Annotated in this window: 14 protein-coding genes and 1 pseudogene; 8 read left to right on the top strand and 7 right to left on the bottom strand. The window is 72.0% G+C overall.

Annotated elements, in window-relative coordinates; translation table 11 throughout:
- Nucleotides 1-135 precede the first annotated feature (135 nt).
- Nucleotides 136-1,002, top strand: coding sequence for a rhomboid family intramembrane serine protease (locus BFF78_RS31060; protein WP_069781447.1), 867 nt, complete (start codon nt 136-138; stop codon nt 1,000-1,002).
- A 367-nt stretch (nt 1,003-1,369) separates the two neighbouring features.
- On the opposite strand, the gene BFF78_RS31055 is transcribed toward BFF78_RS31060, so the two are convergent.
- From BFF78_RS31055 to BFF78_RS31045, 3 genes are all read right to left on the bottom strand, one after another.
- Nucleotides 1,370-2,833, bottom strand: coding sequence for a glutamate synthase subunit beta (locus BFF78_RS31055; RefSeq protein WP_069781446.1), 1,464 nt, complete (start codon nt 2,831-2,833; stop codon nt 1,370-1,372).
- On the bottom strand, nt 2,826-7,334 hold the full coding sequence (gene gltB, locus BFF78_RS31050) for a glutamate synthase large subunit (RefSeq protein WP_069781445.1): 4,509 nt from the start codon (nt 7,332-7,334) through the stop codon (nt 2,826-2,828). Before gltB ends, BFF78_RS31055 begins: the two co-directional genes overlap by 8 nt.
- A 540-nt stretch (nt 7,335-7,874) precedes the next feature.
- Entirely contained in the window at nt 7,875-8,606 is a 732-nt protein-coding gene (locus tag BFF78_RS31045; RefSeq protein WP_069781444.1) for a VIT1/CCC1 transporter family protein, read from the bottom strand.
- Between the two features lie 262 nt (nt 8,607-8,868).
- On the opposite strand from BFF78_RS31045, the gene BFF78_RS48515 reads away from it, so the two are divergent.
- The 7 genes and pseudogenes from BFF78_RS48515 (at nt 8,869) to BFF78_RS31010 (ending at nt 17,303) form a co-directional block, all read left to right on the top strand.
- Nucleotides 8,869-10,587 carry an ADP-ribosylglycohydrolase family protein gene (locus BFF78_RS48515; protein ID WP_079161552.1) on the top strand — a complete coding sequence of 573 codons (1,719 nt, stop codon included), beginning with the start codon at nt 8,869-8,871 and terminating at the stop codon, nt 10,585-10,587.
- Nucleotides 10,584-11,695, top strand: a pseudogene (locus BFF78_RS31035) (ADP-ribosylglycohydrolase family protein); the annotation flags it as partial. The gene BFF78_RS48515 and the pseudogene BFF78_RS31035, both read left to right, overlap by 4 nt.
- Before the next feature lie 13 nt (nt 11,696-11,708).
- Entirely contained in the window at nt 11,709-12,911 is a 1,203-nt protein-coding gene (locus BFF78_RS31030) for an ADP-ribosylglycohydrolase family protein (protein ID WP_069781443.1), read from the top strand.
- On the top strand, nt 12,899-14,338 hold the full coding sequence (locus BFF78_RS31025; protein WP_069781442.1) for an ADP-ribosylglycohydrolase family protein: 1,440 nt from the start codon (nt 12,899-12,901) through the stop codon (nt 14,336-14,338). Before BFF78_RS31030 ends, BFF78_RS31025 begins: the two co-directional genes overlap by 13 nt.
- On the top strand, nt 14,335-15,228 hold the full coding sequence (gene rbsK / locus BFF78_RS31020; protein ID WP_069781441.1) for a ribokinase: 894 nt from the start codon (nt 14,335-14,337) through the stop codon (nt 15,226-15,228). Before BFF78_RS31025 ends, rbsK begins: the two co-directional genes overlap by 4 nt.
- A 66-nt stretch (nt 15,229-15,294) precedes the next feature.
- Entirely contained in the window at nt 15,295-16,494 is a 1,200-nt protein-coding gene (locus tag BFF78_RS31015; protein ID WP_193433577.1) for a CaiB/BaiF CoA transferase family protein, read from the top strand.
- Nucleotides 16,491-17,303, top strand: a complete 813-nt coding sequence (locus BFF78_RS31010; protein WP_069781440.1) for an HpcH/HpaI aldolase/citrate lyase family protein — start codon at nt 16,491-16,493, stop codon at nt 17,301-17,303. The genes BFF78_RS31015 and BFF78_RS31010 overlap by 4 nt, the downstream gene beginning before the upstream one ends.
- An 89-nt stretch (nt 17,304-17,392) precedes the next feature.
- Here the strand turns inward: BFF78_RS31010 and lgt are convergent, their stop codons facing one another.
- The 4 genes from lgt to trpB form a co-directional block, all read right to left on the bottom strand.
- A complete protein-coding gene (gene lgt, locus BFF78_RS31005; protein ID WP_069781439.1) occupies nt 17,393-18,337 on the bottom strand; it encodes a prolipoprotein diacylglyceryl transferase in 945 nt (314 codons plus the stop codon).
- A 105-nt stretch (nt 18,338-18,442) separates the two neighbouring features.
- Entirely contained in the window at nt 18,443-19,216 is a 774-nt protein-coding gene (locus BFF78_RS31000) for a DsbA family protein (RefSeq protein ID WP_069781438.1), read from the bottom strand.
- Nucleotides 19,217-19,306: 90 nt separating this feature from the next.
- On the bottom strand, nt 19,307-20,125 hold the full coding sequence (gene trpA, locus BFF78_RS30995; protein ID WP_069781437.1) for a tryptophan synthase subunit alpha: 819 nt from the start codon (nt 20,123-20,125) through the stop codon (nt 19,307-19,309).
- Nucleotides 20,122-21,405, bottom strand: coding sequence for a tryptophan synthase subunit beta (trpB, locus tag BFF78_RS30990; protein WP_069781436.1), 1,284 nt, complete (start codon nt 21,403-21,405; stop codon nt 20,122-20,124). Before trpB ends, trpA begins: the two co-directional genes overlap by 4 nt.
- Nucleotides 21,406-21,987 lie beyond the last annotated feature (582 nt).

The following is a 21,987-nucleotide window of genomic DNA, read 5'->3' as shown; positions in this document are numbered from 1 at the left end:
CTGGGCAACTCCGGACGCCGAGCCTACGTGATCACCTGCCCCAGGTGTCGCTCCCGTCACATCGGTTCGCTATTTTGTTCGCCGCCGACCCCAGCGGCTCGTTCTGTCCCCCTTCTCTCTCACGAGGAGCCGGCCGTGGCCGCCGATTCCGCCATCACCACCTGCTTCCGTCATCCGCAGGTGGAGTCCCATGTCCGCTGCACCCGCTGCGACCGCTACATCTGCCCGTCCTGCATGCGCGAGGCCTCCGTCGGTCATCAGTGCGTGGAGTGCGTGAAGGAGGGAGCGCGGTCGATCCGGCAGGCACGTACCGCGTTCGGCGGCCGGATCAGCACGGTGCCGTTGGTGTCGTACGTACTCATCGGGCTCAACGTGCTCGCCTATCTGGCCGAGTTGGCCCGGCCGTCGGTCGAGGACCGCTTCGCGATGCTCGGCACCGTGCCTCCCGGGTATCTCCCGCAGGGCGTCGCGCACGGCGAGTGGTACCGGCTGCTGACCGGTGCGTTCCTGCATCTGACGCCCGGCGAGGGCACGTTCGGCCTCACGCACATCCTGTTCAACATGCTCGCGCTGTGGAACATCGGCCGGGTGGTCGAGGCGCAGCTGGGCCGGGTCCGCTATCTCGCGCTGTATCTGCTGTCGGCACTGGGCGGCTCGGTCCTGGTGCTGCTGCTCGCCCCCACGACCTTCACCGTCGGCGCGTCCGGCGCGATCTTCGGCCTGGGCACCGCGTACTGGGTCATGGGCCGCCGCCTGGGCCATGACATGCGCGCCGTCAACCAGTACATGGCCGGTCTGCTGCTGTGGCTGGTGATCTCCGCCTGGGCGACCTCCTGGCAGGCCCACCTCGGCGGCCTGCTGGCGGGCGGAGTGGTGACGCTGGCCTACGCGTACGCACCCCGGGACGGCCGGCGCACGCCGGTCCAGGCGGGGGTGTGCGTGGCGGTGCTGGCGCTGCTGCTGGCGCTCACCTGGATGAAGGTGACATCGCTGACCGCCTGAACGTCAGCGACGCTCAGGCCCCGCGCCACCTCGTCGACGTCGGCGTGCACTTCTACGGCGACCGGGTCCGCGGAGACCGTCTGCACAACCGGCTGTTCACCCTCACCGACCGCCCGTCGAGCTGGGCGCTGGAGGCCACCGGCACGGTCGAGGAACTGGCCGACCGCTCGGCACGATCAGCCAGCTGTACCGCAGCTGTCCGGGGTGCGGGCCGTCACCGAGCGCGGGCCGCTCGCGGGCGTCTGGTACGAGTAGCGCCCACAGCCGGACATGCAACGACGCCTGCCCGGCGTCCGGTCGGGGACAGTTGGGCAGGCGCCGTCAGTGTTCCGTACGCCGTTGTACGGGAACGTTCTTCGGGGTGCCGTCAGACCGCCAGGGCGCGGTCGGTCGGGCGGATCGGGGCCGGCAGGTCGCTGGCACCGGTCAGGAACCGGTCGACACCGCGGGCGGCCGAGCGGCCCTCCGCGATCGCCCACACGATGAGGGACTGGCCGCGGCCGGCGTCACCGGCGACGAACACACCCGGCACGTTGGTCTGGAAGTCGGCGTCGCGGGCGATGTTACCGCGTGCGTCGAGGTCCAGGCCGAACTGCTCGACCAGGCCGTTGTCCCGGTCGGTGCCGGTGAAGCCCATGGCGAGGGTGACCAGCTGGGCCGGGATCTTGCGCTCGGTGCCCGGCTTCTGCGTCAGCTTGCCGTCGACGAACTCGACCTCGGCCAGGTGCAGCCACTGGACGTTGCCGTCCTCGTCGCCCTCGAAGTGGGTGGTGGAGGCGGAGTAGATCCGCTCGCCGCCCTCCTCGTGGGCCGAGGTGACCTTGTAGAGGATCGGGAAGGTCGGCCAGGGCTGGTTGGTCGGGTGCCGCTCGTCGTTCGGGCGGGGCATGATCTCCAGCTGGGTGACGGAGGCCGCGCCCTGGCGGTGGGCGGTGCCCACGCAGTCCGCGCCGGTGTCACCGCCGCCGATGACGACGACGTGCTTGCCCTCGGCCGAGATCGGGGCGGTGACGTAGTCACCTTCCTGGACCTTGTTCGCCAGGGGCAGGTACTCCATGGCCTGGTAGATGCCCTTGAGCTCGCGGCCCGGCACCGGCAGGTCACGGGCGGTCGTGGCGCCGGCGGCGATCACGATCGCGTCGTACCGCTTCTTCAGGTCGCGGGCGTTGATGTCGCGGCCGATCTCGACACCGGTACGGAAGCGGGTGCCCTCCGCGCGCATCTGCTCGATACGGCGGTTGATGTGCCGCTTCTCCATCTTGAACTCGGGGATGCCGTACCGCAAGAGGCCTCCGACGCGGTCCGCGCGCTCGTAGACGGCGACCGTGTGGCCGGCCCGGGTCAGCTGCTGGGCGGCGGCGAGACCCGCCGGGCCCGAGCCGATGACCGCGACCGTCTTGCCGGACAGGCGCTCGGGGATCTGCGGGGCGACGGTGCCCGCGTCCCACGCCTTGTCGATGATCGAGACCTCGACGTTCTTGATGGTGACCGGCGGCTGGTTGATGCCGAGCACGCACGCCGACTCGCAGGGGGCCGGGCAGAGGCGACCGGTGAACTCCGGGAAGTTGTTGGTCGCGTGCAGGCGCTCCTGGGCGGCGGCCCAGTCCTCGCGGTAGGCGTAGTCGTTCCACTCGGGGATCAGGTTCCCCAGCGGGCAGCCGTTGTGGCAGAACGGGATGCCGCAGTCCATGCAGCGGCTGGCCTGCTTGCTGATGATCGGCAGCAGGGAGCCGGGGACGTAGACCTCGTTCCAGTCCTTGACGCGGTCACCGACGGGACGGGTCTGGGCGACCTCGCGGCCGTGGTTCAGGAAGCCCTTCGGGTCAGCCATTGATCGCCGCCTCCATCATCTTCTCGGTGATCTCGGTCTGGGAGAGACCGGCTCGCTCGGCGGCGTCCTTGGCGGCGAGCACTGCCTTGTACGTGCTGGGGATGATCTTGCTGAACCGCTCCACGGCCTGATCCCAGTCGGCGAGCAGCTTCTCGGCGACCGTCGAGCCGGTCTCCTCGGCGTGGCGGCGCACCACGTCGTGCAGCCACTGCTTGTCCGCCTCGTCCAGCGCCTCGACCGACCCGGAGTTGCCGGAGTTGACGTTGTCGCGGTCGAGGTCGATGACGTAGGCGATACCGCCGGACATGCCCGCCGCGAAGTTGCGGCCGGTCGGGCCGAGGACGACCGCGTGACCGCCGGTCATGTACTCGCAGCCGTGGTCGCCCACGCCCTCGGAGACGACCAGCGCGCCGGAGTTGCGGACGCAGAACCGCTCGCCGGTACGGCCGCGCAGGAACAGCTCGCCGCCGGTGGCGCCGTAGGCGATGGTGTTGCCCGCGATGGTCGAGTACTCGGCGAGGTGGTCGGCCGCGCGGTCCGGGCGGACGACGACACGGCCGCCGGAGAGGCCCTTGCCGACGTAGTCGTTGGCGTCGCCCTCCAGGCGCAGCGTGACACCGCGCGGCAGGAACGCGCCGAAGGACTGGCCGGCGGAGCCGGTGAAGGTGATGTCGATGGTGTCGTCGGGCAGACCCGCGCCGCCGAACTTCTTCGTCACCTCGTGGCCGAGCATGGTGCCGACCGTGCGGTTGATGTTGCGGATGGCGACCTGGGCGCGCACCGGCTGGGCCTCGGTCGCGTCGTTCACGGCCAGGGCGTCGGCGGCGAGCTTGATCAGCTCGTTGTCCAGCGCCTTCTCCAGGCCGTGGTCCTGCTCGATCAGCCGGTGGCGCACCGCGCCCTCGGGCAGGTCGGGCACGTGGAACAGCGGCTCCAGGTTCAGGCCCTGCGCCTTCCAGTGGTCCACCGCGCGCTCGACGTCCAGCACCTCGGCGTGGCCGACGGCCTCCTCGATGGAGCGGAAGCCCAACTCGGCCAGCAGCTCGCGGACCTCCTCGGCGATGAACCGGAAGAAGTTCACCACGTGCTCGGCCTTGCCGGCGAAGCGCTCGCGCAGGACCGGGTTCTGGGTGGCGATGCCGACCGGGCAGGTGTCCAGGTGGCAGACGCGCATCATCACGCAGCCGGAGACGACGAGCGGAGCGGTCGCGAAACCGAACTCCTCGGCGCCGAGCAGCGCGGCGATGACCACGTCACGGCCGGTCTTGAGCTGACCGTCGGTCTGCACGACGATCCGGTCGCGCAGGCCGTTGAGCAGCAGGGTCTGCTGGGTCTCGGCGAGGCCGAGCTCCCAGGGACCACCGGCGTGCTTCAGCGAGGTGAGCGGGGAGGCGCCCGTACCGCCGTCGTGGCCGGAGATGAGGACCACGTCCGCGTGTGCCTTGGAGACACCCGCGGCGACCGTGCCGACGCCGACCTCCGACACCAGCTTCACGTGGATACGTGCCGCCGGATTGGCGTTCTTGAGGTCGTGGATCAGCTGGGCCAGGTCCTCGATGGAGTAGATGTCGTGGTGCGGCGGCGGGGAGATCAGGCCGACACCCGGCGTCGAGTGACGGGTCTTGGCCACCCACGGGTAGACCTTGTGGCCGGGCAGCTGGCCGCCCTCGCCGGGCTTGGCGCCCTGGGCCATCTTGATCTGGATGTCGTCCGCGTTGACCAGGTACTCGGAGGTCACGCCGAAGCGGCCGGAGGCGACCTGCTTGATCGCCGAGCGGCGCGCCGGGTCGTACAGGCGGTCCGGGTCCTCGCCGCCCTCACCGGTGTTGGACTTGCCGCCCAGCTGGTTCATGGCGATGGCGAGGGTCTCGTGCGCCTCCTTGGAGATGGAGCCGTACGACATGGCGCCCGTCGAGAACCGCTTGACGATCTCGCTGGCCGGCTCGACCTCATCGATGGAGATCGGCTGGCGGTCCGACTGGAAGCCGAACAGGCCGCGCAGTGTCATCAGGCGCTCGGACTGCTCGTTCACGCGGGACGTGTACTTCTTGAAGATGTCGTAGCGGCCCGTGCGCGTGGAGTGCTGCAGGCGGAAGACGGTCTCCGGGTCGAACAGGTGCGGCTCGCCCTCGCGGCGCCACTGGTACTCGCCGCCGATCTCCAGCGCGCGGTGCGCGGGAGCGATGCCGGAGGCCGGGTAGGCCTTGGCGTGGCGGGCGGCGACCTCCCGGGCGATGACGTCGATGCCGACGCCGCCGATCTTGGTGGCGGTGCCGTTGAAGTACTTCTCCACGAAGGCCTCGTCCAGGCCGACGGCCTCGAAGACCTGGGCGCCGCGGTAGGAGGCGACGGTGGAGATGCCCATCTTCGACATGACCTTCAGCACGCCCTTGCCGAGGGCGTAGATCAGGTTCTTGATGGCCTTCTCCGGCTCCAGGCCGTTCAGGAAGGTACCGGCGCGCAGCAGGTCCTCGACCGACTCCATCGCCAGGTAAGGGTTGACCGCGGCAGCGCCGAAGCCGATCAGCAGGGCGACGTGGTGGACCTCGCGGACGTCGCCGGCCTCGACCAGCAGGCCCACGTGGGTGCGCTGCTTGGTGCGGATGAGGTGGTGGTGGACGGCCGCGGTGAGCAGCAGCGACGGGATCGGCGCGTGCTCGGCGTCGGAGTGGCGGTCCGACAGGACGATCAGGCGGGCGCCGTTGTCGATGGCCGCGTCGGCCTCGGCGCAGATCTCCGCGATGCGCGCGGCGAGCGCGTCACCGCCGCCGGAGACCCGGTACAGGCCGGACAGGGTCGCGGCCTTGAAGCCGGGCATGTCGCCGTCGGCGTTGATGTGGATGAGCTTGGCCAGCTCGTCGTTGTCGATCACCGGGAAGGGCAGCACGACGGACCGGCAGGAGGCGGCGGTCGGGTCGAGCAGGTTGCCCTGGGGGCCCAGCGAGCTGCGCAGCGAGGTGACCAGTTCCTCGCGGATCGCGTCCAGCGGCGGGTTGGTGACCTGGGCGAACAGCTGGGTGAAGTAGTCGAAGAGCAGGCGCGGGCGCTCGGACAGGGCCGCGATCGGCGAGTCCGTGCCCATGGAGCCGATCGGCTCGGCGCCGGTGCGGGCCATCGGGGCGAGGATGACGCGCAGCTCCTCCTCGGTGTAGCCGAAGGTCTGCTGGCGACGGGTGACCGAGGCGTGGGTGTGGACGATGTGCTCGCGCTCGGGCAGGTCGCTCAGCTCGATCTCGCCGGCCTCCAGCCATTCGGCGTACGGCTTCTCGGCGGCGAGGGCCGCCTTGATCTCGTCGTCCTCGATGATGCGGTGCTCGGCGGTGTCGACGAGGAACATCTTGCCGGGCTGCAGGCGGCCCTTGCGGACGACCTTGGCCGGGTCGATGTCGAGGACGCCGACCTCGGAGCCGAGGACGACGAGGCCGTCGGCGGTGACCCAGTAGCGGCCGGGGCGCAGGCCGTTGCGGTCGAGCACGGCGCCGACCTGGGTGCCGTCGGTGAAGGTGACGCAGGCGGGACCGTCCCAGGGCTCCATCATCGTGGAGTGGAAGCCGTAGAAGGCGCGCCGGGCCGGGTCCATGGACTCGTGGTTCTCCCACGCCTCCGGGATCATCATCAGCACGGAGTGCGGCAGCGAACGGCCGCCCAGGTGCAGCAGCTCCAGCACCTCGTCGAAGGAGGCGGAGTCGGAGGCGTCCGGCGTACAGACCGGGAAGATCCGCTCCAGGCCCTTGTCGCCGAACAGGTCGGAGACCAGCTGCGACTCGCGGGCGACCATCCAGTTGCGGTTGCCCTTGACGGTGTTGATCTCACCGTTGTGCGCGACGAAGCGGTACGGGTGCGCGAGCGGCCACGACGGGAAGGTGTTCGTGGAGAACCGGGAGTGCACGAGCGCGATCGCGGAGGCGAAGCGGCGGTCGGACAGGTCCGGGAAGAAGGGCTCCAGCTGGCCGGTGGTCAGCATGCCCTTGTACACGATCGTGCGCGCGGACAGCGACGGGAAGTAGACACCGGCCTCGCGCTCGGCGCGCTTGCGCAGCACGAACGCCCGGCGGTCCAGCGCGATGCCCTCGCTGGCGCCGTCGGTGACGAAGATCTGCCGGAAGACCGGCATGGTGGAGCGGGCGGTGGCGCCCAGCAGCTCCGGGGCGACCGGAACCGCACGCCACCCGAGGACGGTGAGGCCCTCCTCGGCGGCGAGCGTCTCGATCTTCGAGACGGCCTCGTCGGTCCCGTCCTCCGGCAGGAAGGCGATACCGACGGCGTACGAACCGGCGGCGGGTAGTTCGAATCCGGCCACCTCGCGGAAGAACGCGTCGGGCACCTGGGAGAGGATGCCGGCGCCGTCGCCCGAGTCGGGCTCGGAGCCGGTGGCACCGCGGTGCTCCAGGTTGCGCAGCACGGTGAGTGCCTGTTCGACCAGGGTGTGGGACGCCTCGCCGGTGAGGGTGGCGACGAAACCGACGCCGCACGCGTCGTGTTCGTTGCGGGGGTCGTACATACCCTGCGCAGCAGGGCGAGCATCCATGAACGACCAGTTCTGGCCATTCGCGGAGTGCTGGGACGGCTGGCGCGGCGTACGCATCGGCTCTCCCGTCGTCGTCATTCAGGCATGTGGCAGGTGCCGAGGGACGACGTTGGCCCTCTGCGTGATCTCAAAATTTCGTGCAGGTTACATGATGGAGCGGTTCTCGGGAACCGGATACTCCGTTCCAACATGCGGACGCCACGGGGTCCATGGCAGAGGTGCCGCACGGGGCGGCGGGCACCGCGCGAGGGCGGTTGGTGCCGCGCGTGGCGGCCGGGATGCCGTGCGGTGACGGCGAACGCGTGAAGGGGGACCGTACGGACGAGATCGGTCGGATCGGTGTCCGGCGGCCCAAAGGCGCGGGGAGAGCGTCTTCACTCGCCCCGCGGGTGCGGCAGGCGTCGTTGCCTGCGGCGCTTACGGCTCATGCCCGGTGGTCACGCGGTCGAAACCAGCGAGTAACGGGCTTTGGCTCGGCTACTTATGCGGCCCGTTGCATAAGTACCGGCGGCGCTATCCTACGGCCGTTCCGAACAAGCTGCCCAGGGCGTACGTCACACCGGCCGCGGCACCGCCCAGCGCAAGCTGCCTGAGCCCGCTGTACCACCAGCTGCGCGCGGTCACCCTGGCGACCACGGCACCGCATCCGAAGAGCCCGGCGAGGGCGAGCAGCACGGCGGGCCACAGCACGGTCGCACCGAGCAGATACGGCAGCACGGGCAGCAGGGCCCCCAGGGCGAAGGAGCCGAACGAGGAGACGGCGGCGACCAGCGGCGACGGCAGGTCACCGGGGTCGATGCCCAGTTCCTCGCGGGCATGGATCTCCAGGGCCTGCTCGGGATCCCGGGACAGCTGGCGCGCGACCTCCCGGGCCAGCTCGGGCTCGACTCCGCGCGCCACATACAGCGCGGCGAGCTCCTCCTCCTCGTCCTGGGGGTGCTTGCGCAGCTCGCGGCGCTCGACATCGAGCTCGGCCTCGACCAGCTCCCGCTGGGAGGCGACGGAGGTGTACTCACCGGCCGCCATGGAGAAGGCACCGGCGGCGAGTCCCGCGAGTCCTGTGATGACAATGGTCTGCTGACTCACGGCCCCGCCGGCCACACCGGTCATCAGGGCGAGGTTGGAGACGAGGCCGTCCATGGCGCCGAACACGGCGGGGCGCAGCCAGCCACCGTTGACGTCGCGGTGCGTGTGGTTGTCTCTGTGCGCCGCGTGCAGCGTGGCCTGGGTTTCTATGACGGCCATGGGGACCCCCGGGATAGCTTAGCCAAAGCTAACTTTGGACGAGTTCTACTTTTCGACAGCACCAAACGTACGCCCATCCCCCCGTTCCCGCCACCAAGGAAAGGCTGGGCTAACCTGCACCTTTACCCGCTTACGCTCATTCGTGCATGATCTCGCTCAGATGCAAGTGGGTGACGTGGACCCCGCGGAGGCTCGCGCGGCGGCGGCGTGTGGCACACATCCGCAGAGCGTCTTCGTGGTCCCGCCGAAGGAGGCCGCCCCCATGGCATCGATCGCCTGCACTCCCCCGGTCCCGGCGCCCGACGACGCCGCCGGACTCCGCGAACGGGCCCGGGGCGCGTTGCTCGGCCTGGCCGTCGGGGACGCGCTGGGAGCGCCGGCGGAGAACCTCAGGCCGTCCGAGATCCGCGCCCGCTGGGGCCGTATCACCGGGTACGTGACCGACCGGCCGTGCGGCACGGACGACACGGAGTACGCGATCTTCTCGGGCCTGCTGCTCGCCCGGCACGGCTCGGCACTGACTGCGGCGCATGTGGAGACGGCCTGGCACGCGTGGATCGCCGACCGTGCCGAGGGCCCCTTCCGCGGTGCGGGCTTCAGCGAACGCGGCACCCTGGAGAACCTCCGCCGTGGCCTCGCCGCCCCCATCTCCGCCCAGCACCGGCACGCCTGGAGCGACGGCCTGGCCATGCGAGCGGCCCCCTTCGGCGTCTTCGCGGCCGGCCGCCCCGCCGAAGCGGCCCGCCTGGTGGCGATCGACGGCTCGGTGAGCCACGAGGGCGAGGGCATCTACGGCGGCCAGGCGGTCGCCGCCGGGGTGGCGGCGGCGATGACGGGCGCCCCCGTTCCGGTGGTGATCGCCACCGCCCTCGCGGTGATCCCCGAGGACTCCTGGACGGCACGCTCCCTGCGCCGCGCGGTGGCCGTGGCCCACCGCGGCGAACGCGCGGTCCGCTCCGCGGTCGTCATCGGCGGCTATCCCTGGACCGACCTGGCCCCCGAGGCGGTCGCCCTCGCCTTCGGCGCGTACGCGGCGGCCGACGGCGACTTCGAGGAGGCGGTCCTGACGGCCGTCAACATGGGCCGCGACGCCGATACGACGGCGGCGGTGTCCGGCGCCCTGTCCGGCGCGACCCACGGCATCTGCGCGATCCCGCCCCACTGGGCCGCCCCCATCGGCCCGGCCCGCGGCCGCTGCCTGCCGTCCATGGCCGGCCACCACATCCTGGACGTGGCGGAGCTACTGGTACCCGGGGAGGGCGGGAAGTGGGGAGAGGGGGTGGCCCTGCCAGGTCTGCTGGAGGGGGCGTGGGCTCAGACGCCGGACCTGTGCGTTGCCCCGGCGGCACGTACGACGACCGGGGAGGCGACGCCGGAGGCCGGTCGCACGGAGGGGTGGCTGGACAGAGCGGCGGCACCGGCCCCGGGACGGGGTGCGACGCCACTGGTCAGCACTGCAGCACCGGACACCGGCCCCACCGCAACACCACCGACCAGCACGGCAGCACCCCACACCCGACCCACCCCAACACCACCGACCAGCACGGCAGCACCCCACACCCGACCCACCGCAACACCACCGACCAGCACGGCAGCACCCCACACCCGACCCACCCCAACACCACGGACCAGCACAACAGCACCCCACACCCGACCCACCCCAACACCACCGACCAGCACAACAGCACCCCACACCCGACCCACCCCAACACCACCGACCAGCACAACAGCACCGGACACCGGCCCCAGCGCGACACCGTTGCGCAGCGCGGCAGCGCCGGGCATGGCAAAGGTCCAGCCGGAACAGTCGCCCTCACCCCTCCCGCCCGTGGCCCGACCGACCGAGCCGACCGACCCGCCCCCGCCCTTCCCGCCCACCCCGCAGCCGAGTGAGGGGGGGCGGCGGGTGGGTACGCGGGGGCGGAGGCGGCTGGTTGGGGCGGGGAACCGGGGGGATCAGGACAGTGAGGGCCGGCCATGACAGAGCGCCGTATCGAGGGGCTGCTCCTCGGTCTCGCCGCAGGCGACGCCGCCGGTTGGCCCGCCGCCCGGCACCGCGCCGCCCGTATGCCCGAGTGGACCCGCCGCCTCACCCGCGAGTTGGACACCTTCGCCGAGCAGAACGCCACCACCACCCTCCCGGTGCCGATCGCACTCAACCAGCCCCCGAGCCCCTCCGCCTCGGCCCCTCCGACGACGCCGAGTGGGCGGCCTTCGCCGCGGAGGCGGTGCTGCGGGCCGGCGACGACGACGTCCTCGGCGACCTCAGCCGAGAGCGCCGTACCCGCGCCGCCATCGACCTCACCTGGACCGCCGTGGCCGCCGAAGTCGCCGCCGCGGCGGACCGCGCGCCCGAGGTCGAGTCCGCCGTCCTCCCGCTGCGCGCCCGCATCTCCGTCCGCGCCGGTCTCGGCAACCTCGCCACCGGCCTGCGCCCGCCCGCCACCGGCCACGACAACCCGCACTACTTCGACGACGCCGCCTGCGTTCGCGCCTGTGTGCTCGCCGTCGCCCACCCCGGCGACCCCGAACGCGCCGCCGCCCTCGCCGAGTTCGACGCCCGCTACACCCAGGACGGCGACGGCGTGCACGGCGCCCGCGCCATGGCCGCGGCCCTGGCGCTCGCCCTCGCCGACGCCGGCACGGACACCTGTGTGAGCGCCGCGCTCGCCGAACTCCCGGCCGACACGGAGATCGGCCGCAACGCCCGCCACGCGCTCGCCCTCGCCGAGGACAGCGAGGCCGCCTTCGCCCTCGTCCCGCTCCTGGAGCACCAGATCGTCGACCACGTCTACAGCTACGGCATCGCCGCCGCCGAGACCGTCCCGGTCGCCCTCGCCCTCACCCTCGCCGCGCACGGCCGTGTCGCCGAGGCCGTACCCGCCGCCGCCTGCCTCTCCCGGGTCGCCGACTCCGCCCCCGCCCTCGTCGGCGCCCTCACCGGGGCCCTCGGCGGCGGCGCGGCGATCCCGGAGACCTGGCGGGACGCCTGCCGCACCCTGTCCGGCTGCGCCCTGCCCCGCCTCACCGGCACCGACCTGGTGGAACTCGCCGGACTCCTGGAAGCCGCACAACCGGCCCGCCCCGGGGATGATTCGGGGCATGACGCCCAAGGAGTCCAAAGGACTCGAAGAAGAACAAAGCAGTGGGCCGCCCGCGCACCACCTCGCCGAACGGATCACCGGCGCCCTCGTCGGCGCCGCCGTCGGCGATGCCCTCGGCGGTCCCGTCGAGGGCTACGACCCCGACCTGATCGCCGAGCGCCACGGCGGCCGGGTCCGCGGCATCGTCGGCCCCTGGCACGGTGACGCCTGGCGCACCGCCCGCCCCATCGCCCCGTACCACAAGGGCGACGGTCACGTCACCGACGACACCCTGATGACCCACGCGCTGGTCCGGGTGTACGCCCGTGTCCGCGACCACCTCGACGCGTACGCGATCGCCGACCACCTGGTCCCGGACCTGATGACGAACCCGCGCTGGATCCCGGACCTCCAGACCGAGGCCCTGCCCCTGCAACGCCTCTTCCTCGCCGAGAAGTGGCTCGTGGCGCGGCTCGCCTACGGCCACGTCGACCCCCGGGAGGCGGGCGTCGGCAACATCGTCAACTGCGGCGCGGCGATGTACATGGCCCCCGTCGGCCTGGTCAACGCGGCCAACCCGCCCGCCGCCTACGCCGAGGCGCTGGACGTCGCCGGAGCACACCAGTCGTCGTACGGCCGGGAGGCGGCCGGTGTCCTCGCCGCGGCCGTCGCCGCCGCCCTGACACCGGGCGCGACCCCGGACTCGGTCGTCACCGCCTGTCTGTCCCTGGCCAAGGACGGCACCCGCGAGGCGATCGAGAGGGTCTGCGAAGTGGCGGCGGGACACCGGGACTTCGAGTCGGCGCTGCGACCCCTGCGCGCGGCGGTGGCCCCGTACGACACCGTCGGCCCGGACTACCGCGCCCCCTGCCTGGCCGCCCGCCGCCCCTCCCGGCTGCACGCGATCGAGGAACTGCCCATCGCCCTCGGCATGGTGCTGGTCTCCGGCGGCGACTACCGGCACGCGGTCCTCGGCGCGGTCAACTACGGCCGCGACTGCGACTCGATCGCCACGATGGCCGGTGCGCTCGCGGGCGCCCTCGGCTCGCCCGTTCCCGAGGACTGGGCGAAGACGGTGGCGGAGGCGAGCTGGCTGGACCTGTGGGAGCCGGCCCGCGCACTGACCGAGGTCACACGGGAGATCTTCGACCGGGACGTACTGCGGCGCCGCGCGCACGAGCGGGCGTTCGCGGCACTCGGAGGCAGCGGATGCTCCGACTGACCTGGGTGCAGCCGGAGGACCTGCTGGGCCACGAACTCCGCCAGGCGCGCCTGGACGGGCGGGAGCCGTCGGCGATCGAGGCGCGCTGGCGAGCGGCGGGCGGCCCGGACGCGCCGCCCCGCGCGGGAGCGTCCACCCACCGGGCGTCCCGCTACCTGCGTCTCCTGGCGGAGGATCTGCTGGACGAACTGGCCGACCTGCCCAGCGCGTTGTCCGACGACGAGCCGACGGATCTCGCTCGCATCACATCCCTGTGCGTGGACTGGCCGATGCCACCGGGCCGCGCCGATGCGCCGTCGTCCGGCTGCGGCCCGGTGGCGGCTGATCGCGCAGTTCCCCGCGCGCCTGAAGGGGCGCTCGTGGCCGCGCCCAGCCCGGCCGGCCTCGAAGCCGCCTGGCTGGGCCGGGCCATCGGGTGCCTGCTCGGCAAACCAGTCGAAAAGCTCCCCCTCGACGGCATCCGCGCCCTCGCGCAAGCCGCCGGCAACTGGCCCCTCACCGCCTACTTCACCGCCGTCGGCGTCCCGGAAGACCTCCTCGCCGCCCACCCCTGGAACCGCCGCTCCGCCCCCACCTCCCTCGCCGAGAACATCGACGGCATGCCCGAGGACGACGACCTCGACTACCCCCTGGTGAACCTCCTTCTGCTCCGGCGGCACGGAAAGACCTTCACCACCGCGGACGTCGCACGGCTCTGGCTGGACGAACTCCCGCCCGGCCGCACCTTCACCGCCGAACGCATCGCCTACCGCAACCTCCTCAGCGGCATCTCGCCCCCGCACACGGCCCGCCACCGCAACCCCTTCCGCGAGTGGATCGGCGCCCTGATCCGCGCCGACGTACACGGCTGGACCAACCCCGGCGACCCGGCCGCCGCAGCCGAACAGGCGCATCGCGACGCGGTCCTCACCCACACCGCCAACGGCGTCTACGCGGCGATGTTCACGGCCGCCGTCATCGCCACGGCCGCGACCGGCGACCATGACGTGCACGCCTGCCTGCGCTCCGGCCGCCGGGTGATCCCGCCCCGCTCCCGGCTGGCGCGGGCGATCGACCACGCCGTCCAACTGGCCGAGCACCACGAGGACTTCGAGGCCGTCGTGGACGAACTCCATGCCCGCTACTCCGCCACCCACCACTGGGTCCACGCCGTGCCCAACACCGCCCTGCTCGCCGCCGCCCTCACCCACGCGGACGGCGACTTCACCGGCTCCATCTGCCGTGCGGTGTCCGGCGGCCTGGACACCGATTCGGTCGGCGCCACGGCCGGCAGCGTCGCGGGGCTGCTGGCGGGCGACCCCGCCGCCCTCCCGGAGCGCTGGCGGGCCCCGCTGAAGAACCGGCTCGCCACCACCGTCGCCGACTTCGACGGCACCGGCTTCGACACCCTCGCCCACCTCACCCATCTGGAAGCGACCCGCTCATGACCCACATCGTCGTCCTCGGCAGCACGAACATGGACCTCGTCACCTATGTCGCCAAGGCCCCGCAACGCGGCGAGACCGTGACGGGACGGGAGTTCCACACGATCCCCGGCGGCAAGGGGTCCAACCAGGCGATCGCCGCGGCCCGCGCCGGCGCCACCGTCTCGGTGATCGGCGCGGTCGGCAACGACGCCTTCGGCCTGCGGCTGCGCGACACCCTCGAACACTCCGGCGTGGACACCGACTTCCTGCGCACGGTCGAGGGCCCGTCCGGCACCGCGCACATCGTGGTGGACGACGAGGGCGCCAACTCCATCGTCGTCATCCCCGGCGCGAACGGCACCGTCGACCATCTCTCCCCCGGCGACGAGGGTGTGATCGCCTCCGCGGACGCCCTGCTGCTGCAGCTGGAGATCCCGATGGCCGCGGTCGTCGCGGGCGCTCAGGCGGCGCACCGGCACGGCGTACGTACGGTCCTGACCCCGTCGCCCGCCCAGCCGCTGCCGCCCGAACTCCTCGCCACGACCGACCTGTTGGTGCCCAACGAGTACGAGGCGGTCACCCTCACCGGCCGCACCGACCCGCGCGAGGCCGCCGCCGCCCTGCTGGACCTGGTGCCGGAGGTCGTCGTCACGCTGGGCGCGACCGGCAGCCTCTACCTGGCCCGGGGCACCGAGCCGCTGGTGATCCCCGCGCCGAGGGTGACCGCCGTCGACTCCACGGGCGCCGGCGACACCTTCGTCGGCGCGCTCGCGGTGGCCCTCGCCGAGGAGAAACCGGTGCGGGAGGCCCTGTCCTGGGCGGCGGCCGCCGCGGCGATCTCCGTCCAGCGGGCCGGGGCCTCGGCGTCGATGCCGTACCGGCCGGAGATCGAGGCCCAGTACACCGCATAAGACACTCCGCATGAGACACACCCCATGAGGGACCACGCACGAGGTACGACGCATGAGATACGACGCATGAGTACGACGACGACACCGGCCCTGGCCGGTCTGCGGGTGCTGGACCTCGCGACCCTCTTCGCGGGCCCGCTGGCCGCCACGCTGCTCGGCGACTTCGGTGCCGAGGTGATCAAGGTCGAGCATCCGCTCCGGCCGGACCCCTGCCGCGGGCACGGCCCGGCCAAGCACGGCGTCGGCCTGTGGTGGAAGGTGCTCGGCCGCAACAAGCGGACCATCGCCCTGGACCTGTCCACGCCCGGCGGCCGAGCCGTCCTGCTCCGGCTCGCCGCCACCGCCGACGTGGTGATCGAGAACTTCCGTCCGGGGACCCTGGAGAAGTGGGATCTGGGCTGGCCGGAGCTGGCGGCCGTCAACCCCCGGCTGGTCCTCGCCCGGGTGACGGCCTTCGGCCAGTTCGGGCCGTACGCTCACCGTCCCGGCTTCGGCACGCTTGCCGAGGCGATGAGCGGCTTCGCCGCGATCACCGGCGAGCCGGACGCGCCGCCCACGCTGCCGCCGTTCGGCCTCGCGGACTCGGTCGCGGGCCTGGCGACCGCCTGCGCCGTACTCACCGCGCTGGCCGCACGGAAGCACACCGGCGCCGGGCAGGTCGTCGACATGGCGATCATCGAGCCGATCCTGTCGGTCCTCGGCCCCCACCCCACCTGGTACGACCAGCTCGGCCACGTCCAGGAACGCACCGGCAACCGCTCCGCGAACAACGCCCCGCGCAACACCTACCGCACCGCCGACGGCCTCTGGGTCGCCGTCTCCACCTCCGCGCAGTCGGTCGCGGAGCGGGTGATACGCCTGGTGGGCCGCCCGGAGCTGATCGAGGAGCCGTGGTTCGCCACCGGCGCCGACCGCGCCGCGCACGCCGACGTCCTGGACGAGGCGGTCGGCTCCTGGATCGCCGCCCGCACCCGCGCCGAGGTCCTCGCGGCCTTCGAGAAGGCGGAGGCGGCGGTGGCCCCGGTCCAGGACGTCCGGGACGTCCTGGCCGACCCCCAGTACCAGGCGCTGCGCACGGTCACCACCGTCGACGACCCCGAACTGGGCCCGCTGCGCATGCAGAACGTCCTCTTCCGGCTCTCCGCGAACCCCGGGGCGATCCGCTGGGCCGGCCGCCCGCACGGCGCCGACACCGAGACCGTGCTCACCGAGCTGGGCCTCACCCCGGCCGACATCGCCGCCCTGCGCACGGAGGGAGCCCTGTGACCCGGCCCCCGCTCACCTGGCTCTACGTCCCCGGCGACCGCCCGCCCGTGGTGGCCAAGGCGCTGGCCGCGGGCGCCGACGTGGTGGTGATCGATCTGGAGGACGCGGTCGCCCCGGACCGCAAGGAGTACGCCCGCACGGCCACGGCCGCCCTCCTCACCGACCCCCAGCCGGTCCCGGTCCACGTCCGCGTCAACGCCCTGTCCGGCCCCTGGGCCGCGGCCGACCTGGCGGCCCTCGCCGCGCTCCCCGGCCTCTCGGGCCTGCGGCTGCCGAAGGTGACCACCCCGGACGAGATCAGGCAGGTCGCCGCGACCGTCACCGTCCCGCTGTACGCCCTGCTGGAGACGGCCCTCGCCATCGAGCACGCCCACGCCATCGCCACCGCCCATCCCGCCCTGCGGGGCATCGCCCTCGGCGAGGCGGATCTACGGGCCGACCTGGGCGTACGAGCCGACGCGGGCCTCGACTGGCCGCGCTCCCGGGTGATCGTCGCCGCCCGCGCGGCCGGCCTCGCCCCACCGCCGCAGTCGGTGTACCCCGACATCCGCGACCTGGACGGCCTCACCGCCTCCTGCGCCCATGGCCGCACCCTCGGCTTCCTGGGCCGCGCCGCGATCCACCCCCGCCAGCTGCCGGTGATCGAACGGGCCTACCTGCCCACACCGGCGGAGATCGAACACGCGGAAACCATCCTGAAGGCGGCAGCCGCCCAAGCGGGCGCCCTGGCCCTCCCCGACGGCCGCTTCATCGACGCGGCGACGGTGACGCTGGCCCAGCGGACCCTGTCACTGGCACACCGCGACTGATCCCGCACACGCCGAGGGCGCCCGGAAACTCTGTCTCTGTGCGGCTACCGCCGCCTGGCCGGGCGCCCTCGGTGTCGTACCACCGGCGGTCAGGTCTTCTCGGTCGCCGACTCGGCCGCTTCGTCCTTCGCCTCCGCGGGTTCCGGCTCAGCCTTGTCCCCCGCCTCCTGGTCCCCCGCCTCCTCGGCACCTTCCGTACCGTCGGCCGAACCGTCGGAGACGCCAGGCTCGACCACCGGCTCGCGCCCCGGCCGCTTCTTCGACGACACCACCATGTACGCCACCGCCAGCAGGAACACGATGATCGCGGTCCAGTCGTTCAGGCGGAGCCCCAGGATGTGGTGCGCGTCGTCCACGCGCATGTACTCGATCCAGCCGCGGCCCACGCAGTACGCGGCGACGTACAGGGCGAACGCCCGGCCATGGCCCAGCTTGAAGCGGCGGTCGGCCCAGATGACCAGCAGGCCCACGCCGATGCACCACAGCGACTCGTAGAGGAAGGTCGGGTGGTAGTAGCCCGGCACCCGGCCGCCCTCGGAGGAGGTGATGTGCAGTGCCCATGGAACGTGCGTCTCACGGCCGTACAGCTCCTGGTTGAACCAGTTGCCCCAGCGGCCGATGGCCTGCGCGAAGGCGATGCCGGGCGCGACGGCGTCGGCGTACGCCGGCATCGGGATGCCCCGACGCCGCGCGCCGATCCACGCGCCGAGCGCACCGAGCGCGATCGCGCCCCAGATGCCCAGGCCGCCCTGCCACACCTTGAAGGCGTCCACCCAGTCACGGCCCGGGCTGAAGTACAGCTCGTAGTCCGTGATCACGTGGTACAGCCGGCCGCCGACCAGACCGAACGGCACCGCCCAGACCGCGATGTCGGCAACCGTGCCGGCCCGCCCGCCACGGGCGATCCAGCGCTTGTTGCCGAGCCAGACGGCGACGAAGACGCCGATGATGATGCAGAAGGCGTAGCCGCGCAGCGGGATGGGGCCGAGATACAGCACCCCGCGCGACGGGCTGGGAATGTAGGAAAGTTCCATGGCAAGTCCGACGCTACCGTGCCGGGCCGTGGGGACGGCAAGCAGCCCGGCTACGGGTCCATAACGGGGGCGTGAGAAAAGACGGACGGGGCGGGAGGAAGATCCTTACCCGCGGGCGGCCGTCTCCACCATCTGCTTGAGCTTGGCCGGCGTCATGGTCTGGTCCTGGGCGATGTTCTTCCCGCCGAGCAGGACCGTGGGGGTGCCGGTGAAGCCGCCGGACTGGAAGGCCTTCTGCGACTTGTTCACCCAGCTGTCGTGGATGCCGTCCTCGACGCACTTCTGGAAGGCCGGTGTCTTGAGGCCGCCGACCTTGCCGGCCAGGTCGATCAGCTTGGTGTTGTCCGCGTAGGCGTCGTCGGTCTCCTTGGGCTGGTTCGCGTACAGCACGTCGTGGTAGTCGCGGAACTTCGCGATGTCCTGGGCGCAGGCCAGGGCGTTGGCGCCGCGCAGGGAGCCGGTGCCGCCGAGGTTGCCGTCGATCAGCCGGACCAGGTGGTACTCGATTCTGAGCTTGCCGGAGTCGGCCAGTGCATGGAGCGTCGGGCGGTAGGCGATCTCGAAGGCCTGGCAGGCCGGGCAGCGGACGTCCTCCCAGATGATGAGCGTCGACTTGGCGCCGTCCTTTCCGATCGGGATCGCGAGGCTGTCCTTGCCCTGCGCGCCCGAGGGCGCCACGACGGGCCCCGCCTTCTCGCCCTTGTTCCTGCCGGCGTTCACGGCGAGCACGCCGACCACCGCCGCGAGGCCCAGGACGCAGACGATGCTCGCGCCCACGATCAGCGCGCGCCGCCGCTTCTCCGTGTGCTTCTGCTTCTCACGCTCGACCGCCAGCCGCTCCCGGGCGGCGCGCTTTCCGTCATGGTTCTTCTCGCTCACACCCCCAGAACGAACCGGGGAGGCGCAAGCGCGCCTCCCCGGTCCCAGGTCCACTCGTTCGAGTGACCGAATCTTCCGTATTACTGACGGTTACGCCTGTCCGCGCACGCCCTTCGCCAGTTCCTCGGCCAGTTCGCGGACCGCCACGAGACCCGACGCGTGGTCGGGGGCGTCCAGCATCCGCTTCACGAAGGCCGAGCCGACGATCACGCCGTCGGCGAAGCCGGCGACCTCGGCGGCCTGGGCGCCGCCCGAGACACCGAGTCCGACGCAGACGGGCAGTCCGGTGCCGGTGGCGCGGGTGCGTTCGACCAGGTTCTGGGCCTGCGCTCCGACGGATTCGCGGGTGCCGGTGACACCCATCAGCGAGGCCGCGTAGACGAAGCCGCTGCCCGCCGCGGTGATCCGGGCGAGCCGCTCGTCCTTGCTGCTCGGCGCCACGACGAAGACGGTCGCGAGGCCGTGCTTCTCGGCGTGCTCCCGCCACAGCGCCGACTCCTGGACGGGCAGGTCGGGCAGGATGCAGCCCGCGCCGCCCGCCTCGGCCAGCTCGGCGGTGAAGCGCTCGACGCCGTAGCGGTCGATGGGGTTCCAGTACGTCATGACGAGCACGGGCTTCCCGGTCGCCGCGTACGCCTCCCGGACCGTGCGCATGACGTCGGCGATCCTGACCCCGCCGCGCAGGGCGATGTCGTCGGCGGTCTGGATGACCGGGCCGTCGAGGACGGGGTCGCTGTGCGGCAGGCCGACCTCCACGACATCGGCCCCGCCGTCGAAGACGGCCTTGATCGCCTCGATGCCGCCGTCCACGGTCGGGAACCCGGCCGGGAGGTAGGCGATGAGCGCGGAGCGCCCCTCGGCCCTGGCGCCGGCGAGGGTGTCCGTCAACAGCTGGATGTTCCCGCTCACTTGGCGTCCCCCTCGATCTCGGCGGTGTCGGCTTTGTCGGCGGCCACCTCGGCGTCGGTGTCGTAGAGGCCGAAGTAGCGGGCGGCGGTGTCCATGTCCTTGTCGCCGCGGCCGGAGAGGTTGACGACGATCAGGCCGTCCTTGCCCAGCTCCTTGCCGACGTCCAGGGCGCCGGCCAGGGCGTGGGCGCTCTCGATCGCCGGGATGATCCCCTCGGTACGGGACAGCAGGCGCAGGGCCTGCATGGCCGCGTCGTCGGTGATCGCGCGGTACTCACCGCGGCCGGAGTCCTTGAGGTAGGAGTGCTCGGGACCGATGCCCGGGTAGTCCAGACCGGCCGAGATGGAGTACGGCTCGGTGATCTGGCCCTCGTCGTCCTGCAGGACGTACGAGCGGGAACCGTGCAGAATGCCCGGCTCCCCCGCGGTCAGGGTGGCCGCGTGCTCGCCGGTCTCGATGCCGTGGCCCGCGGGCTCGCAGCCGATGAGGCGTACGCCCGCGTCGGGAATGAAGGCGTGGAAGAGGCCGATGGCGTTGGAGCCGCCGCCGACGCAGGCGATCGCGGCGTCGGGGAGGCGCCCCGCGCGTTCCAGGAGCTGCCGCCGCGCCTCCACGCCGATCACCCGGTGGAAGTCGCGGACCATGGCGGGGAAGGGGTGCGGGCCGGCGACGGTCCCGAACAGGTAGTGGGTGTGGTCCACGTTGGCGACCCAGTCGCGGAACGCCTCGTTGATGGCGTCCTTCAGGGTGCGGCTGCCGGACTTCACGGCGACGACCTCGGCGCCGAGCATGCGCATCCGGGCCACGTTCAGGGCCTGGCGCTTGGTGTCGACCTCGCCCATGTAGATGGTGCAGTCGAGGCCGAAGAGGGCGCAGGCGGTGGCGGTCGCGACACCGTGCTGACCGGCACCGGTCTCCGCGATCACGCGGGTCTTGCCCATCCGCTTGGTGAGCAGGGCCTGGCCGAGCACGTTGTTGATCTTGTGGGAGCCGGTGTGGTTGAGGTCTTCCCGCTTCAGGAACACCCGTGCGCCACCGGCGTGTTCGGCGAACCTCGGCACCTCGGTCAGCGCGCTGGGCCGGCCGGTGTAGTTCAGGAGCAGGTCGTCGAGCTCACGGGCGAACTCGGGGTCGGCCTTGGCCTTGTCGTACTCGACGGCGACCTCGTCCACGGCGGCGACGAGGGCCTCCGGGATGAACTTGCCGCCGAACACGCCGAAGTAGCCCTCGGCGCTGGGCACCTGGCCGGTGGGGTCGGGGAAGAAGAATTCGCTGGGCATACGGATACCTCGCAGGGGCGCTTGCCCCGGGTAGCTGGACTTGGGGTACGAGTACGCGTGCGCTGCCCTGAGGGTGCTTTCCCACCCACCGGCCCTTGCTGTCGGCAGAGGCCGAGCAAAAACCCGGACGGCCGCCTCCAGCCCACCAAGCCACGACCCCGAACGGACCGCTGCCCAGCCGACTGATCGGCGAGACCGGCGGGTCGCTCCCCAGCCTGCCGGGTCACGAGCCCGGACGGGTCGCTCTCCGCCGACCGGGGTCGCGAGGCCCGGTGGGTCACTCCCCTGCCTGCCGAGTCACGACCGGATGGGTAGCTCCCCAGCCGACCGAGTCGCAAGGCCGGTGGATCACTCCCCAACCAGCCGCATCACGACCGGATGGCTCGCTCTCCAGCCAGCCGAGTCACGACCGGATGGGTCGCTTTCCAGCCTGCCGAGTCGCAAGACCGGGTGGGTCACGACCCAACCAGCCGAGTCACGACCGGATGGGTAGCTCCCCAGCCGACCGAGTCGCAAGGCCGGTGGATCACTCCCCAACCAGCCGCATCACGACCGGATGGCTCGCTCTCCAGCCAGCCGAGT

Origin of the sequence: Streptomyces fodineus, assembly GCF_001735805.1 — a bacterium.
In the GTDB taxonomy this organism is placed as follows: domain Bacteria; phylum Actinomycetota; class Actinomycetes; order Streptomycetales; family Streptomycetaceae; genus Streptomyces; species Streptomyces fodineus.
The sequence above is the reverse complement of the archived record's forward strand: the minus strand, read 5'-3'. Positions and strand labels throughout refer to the sequence as shown.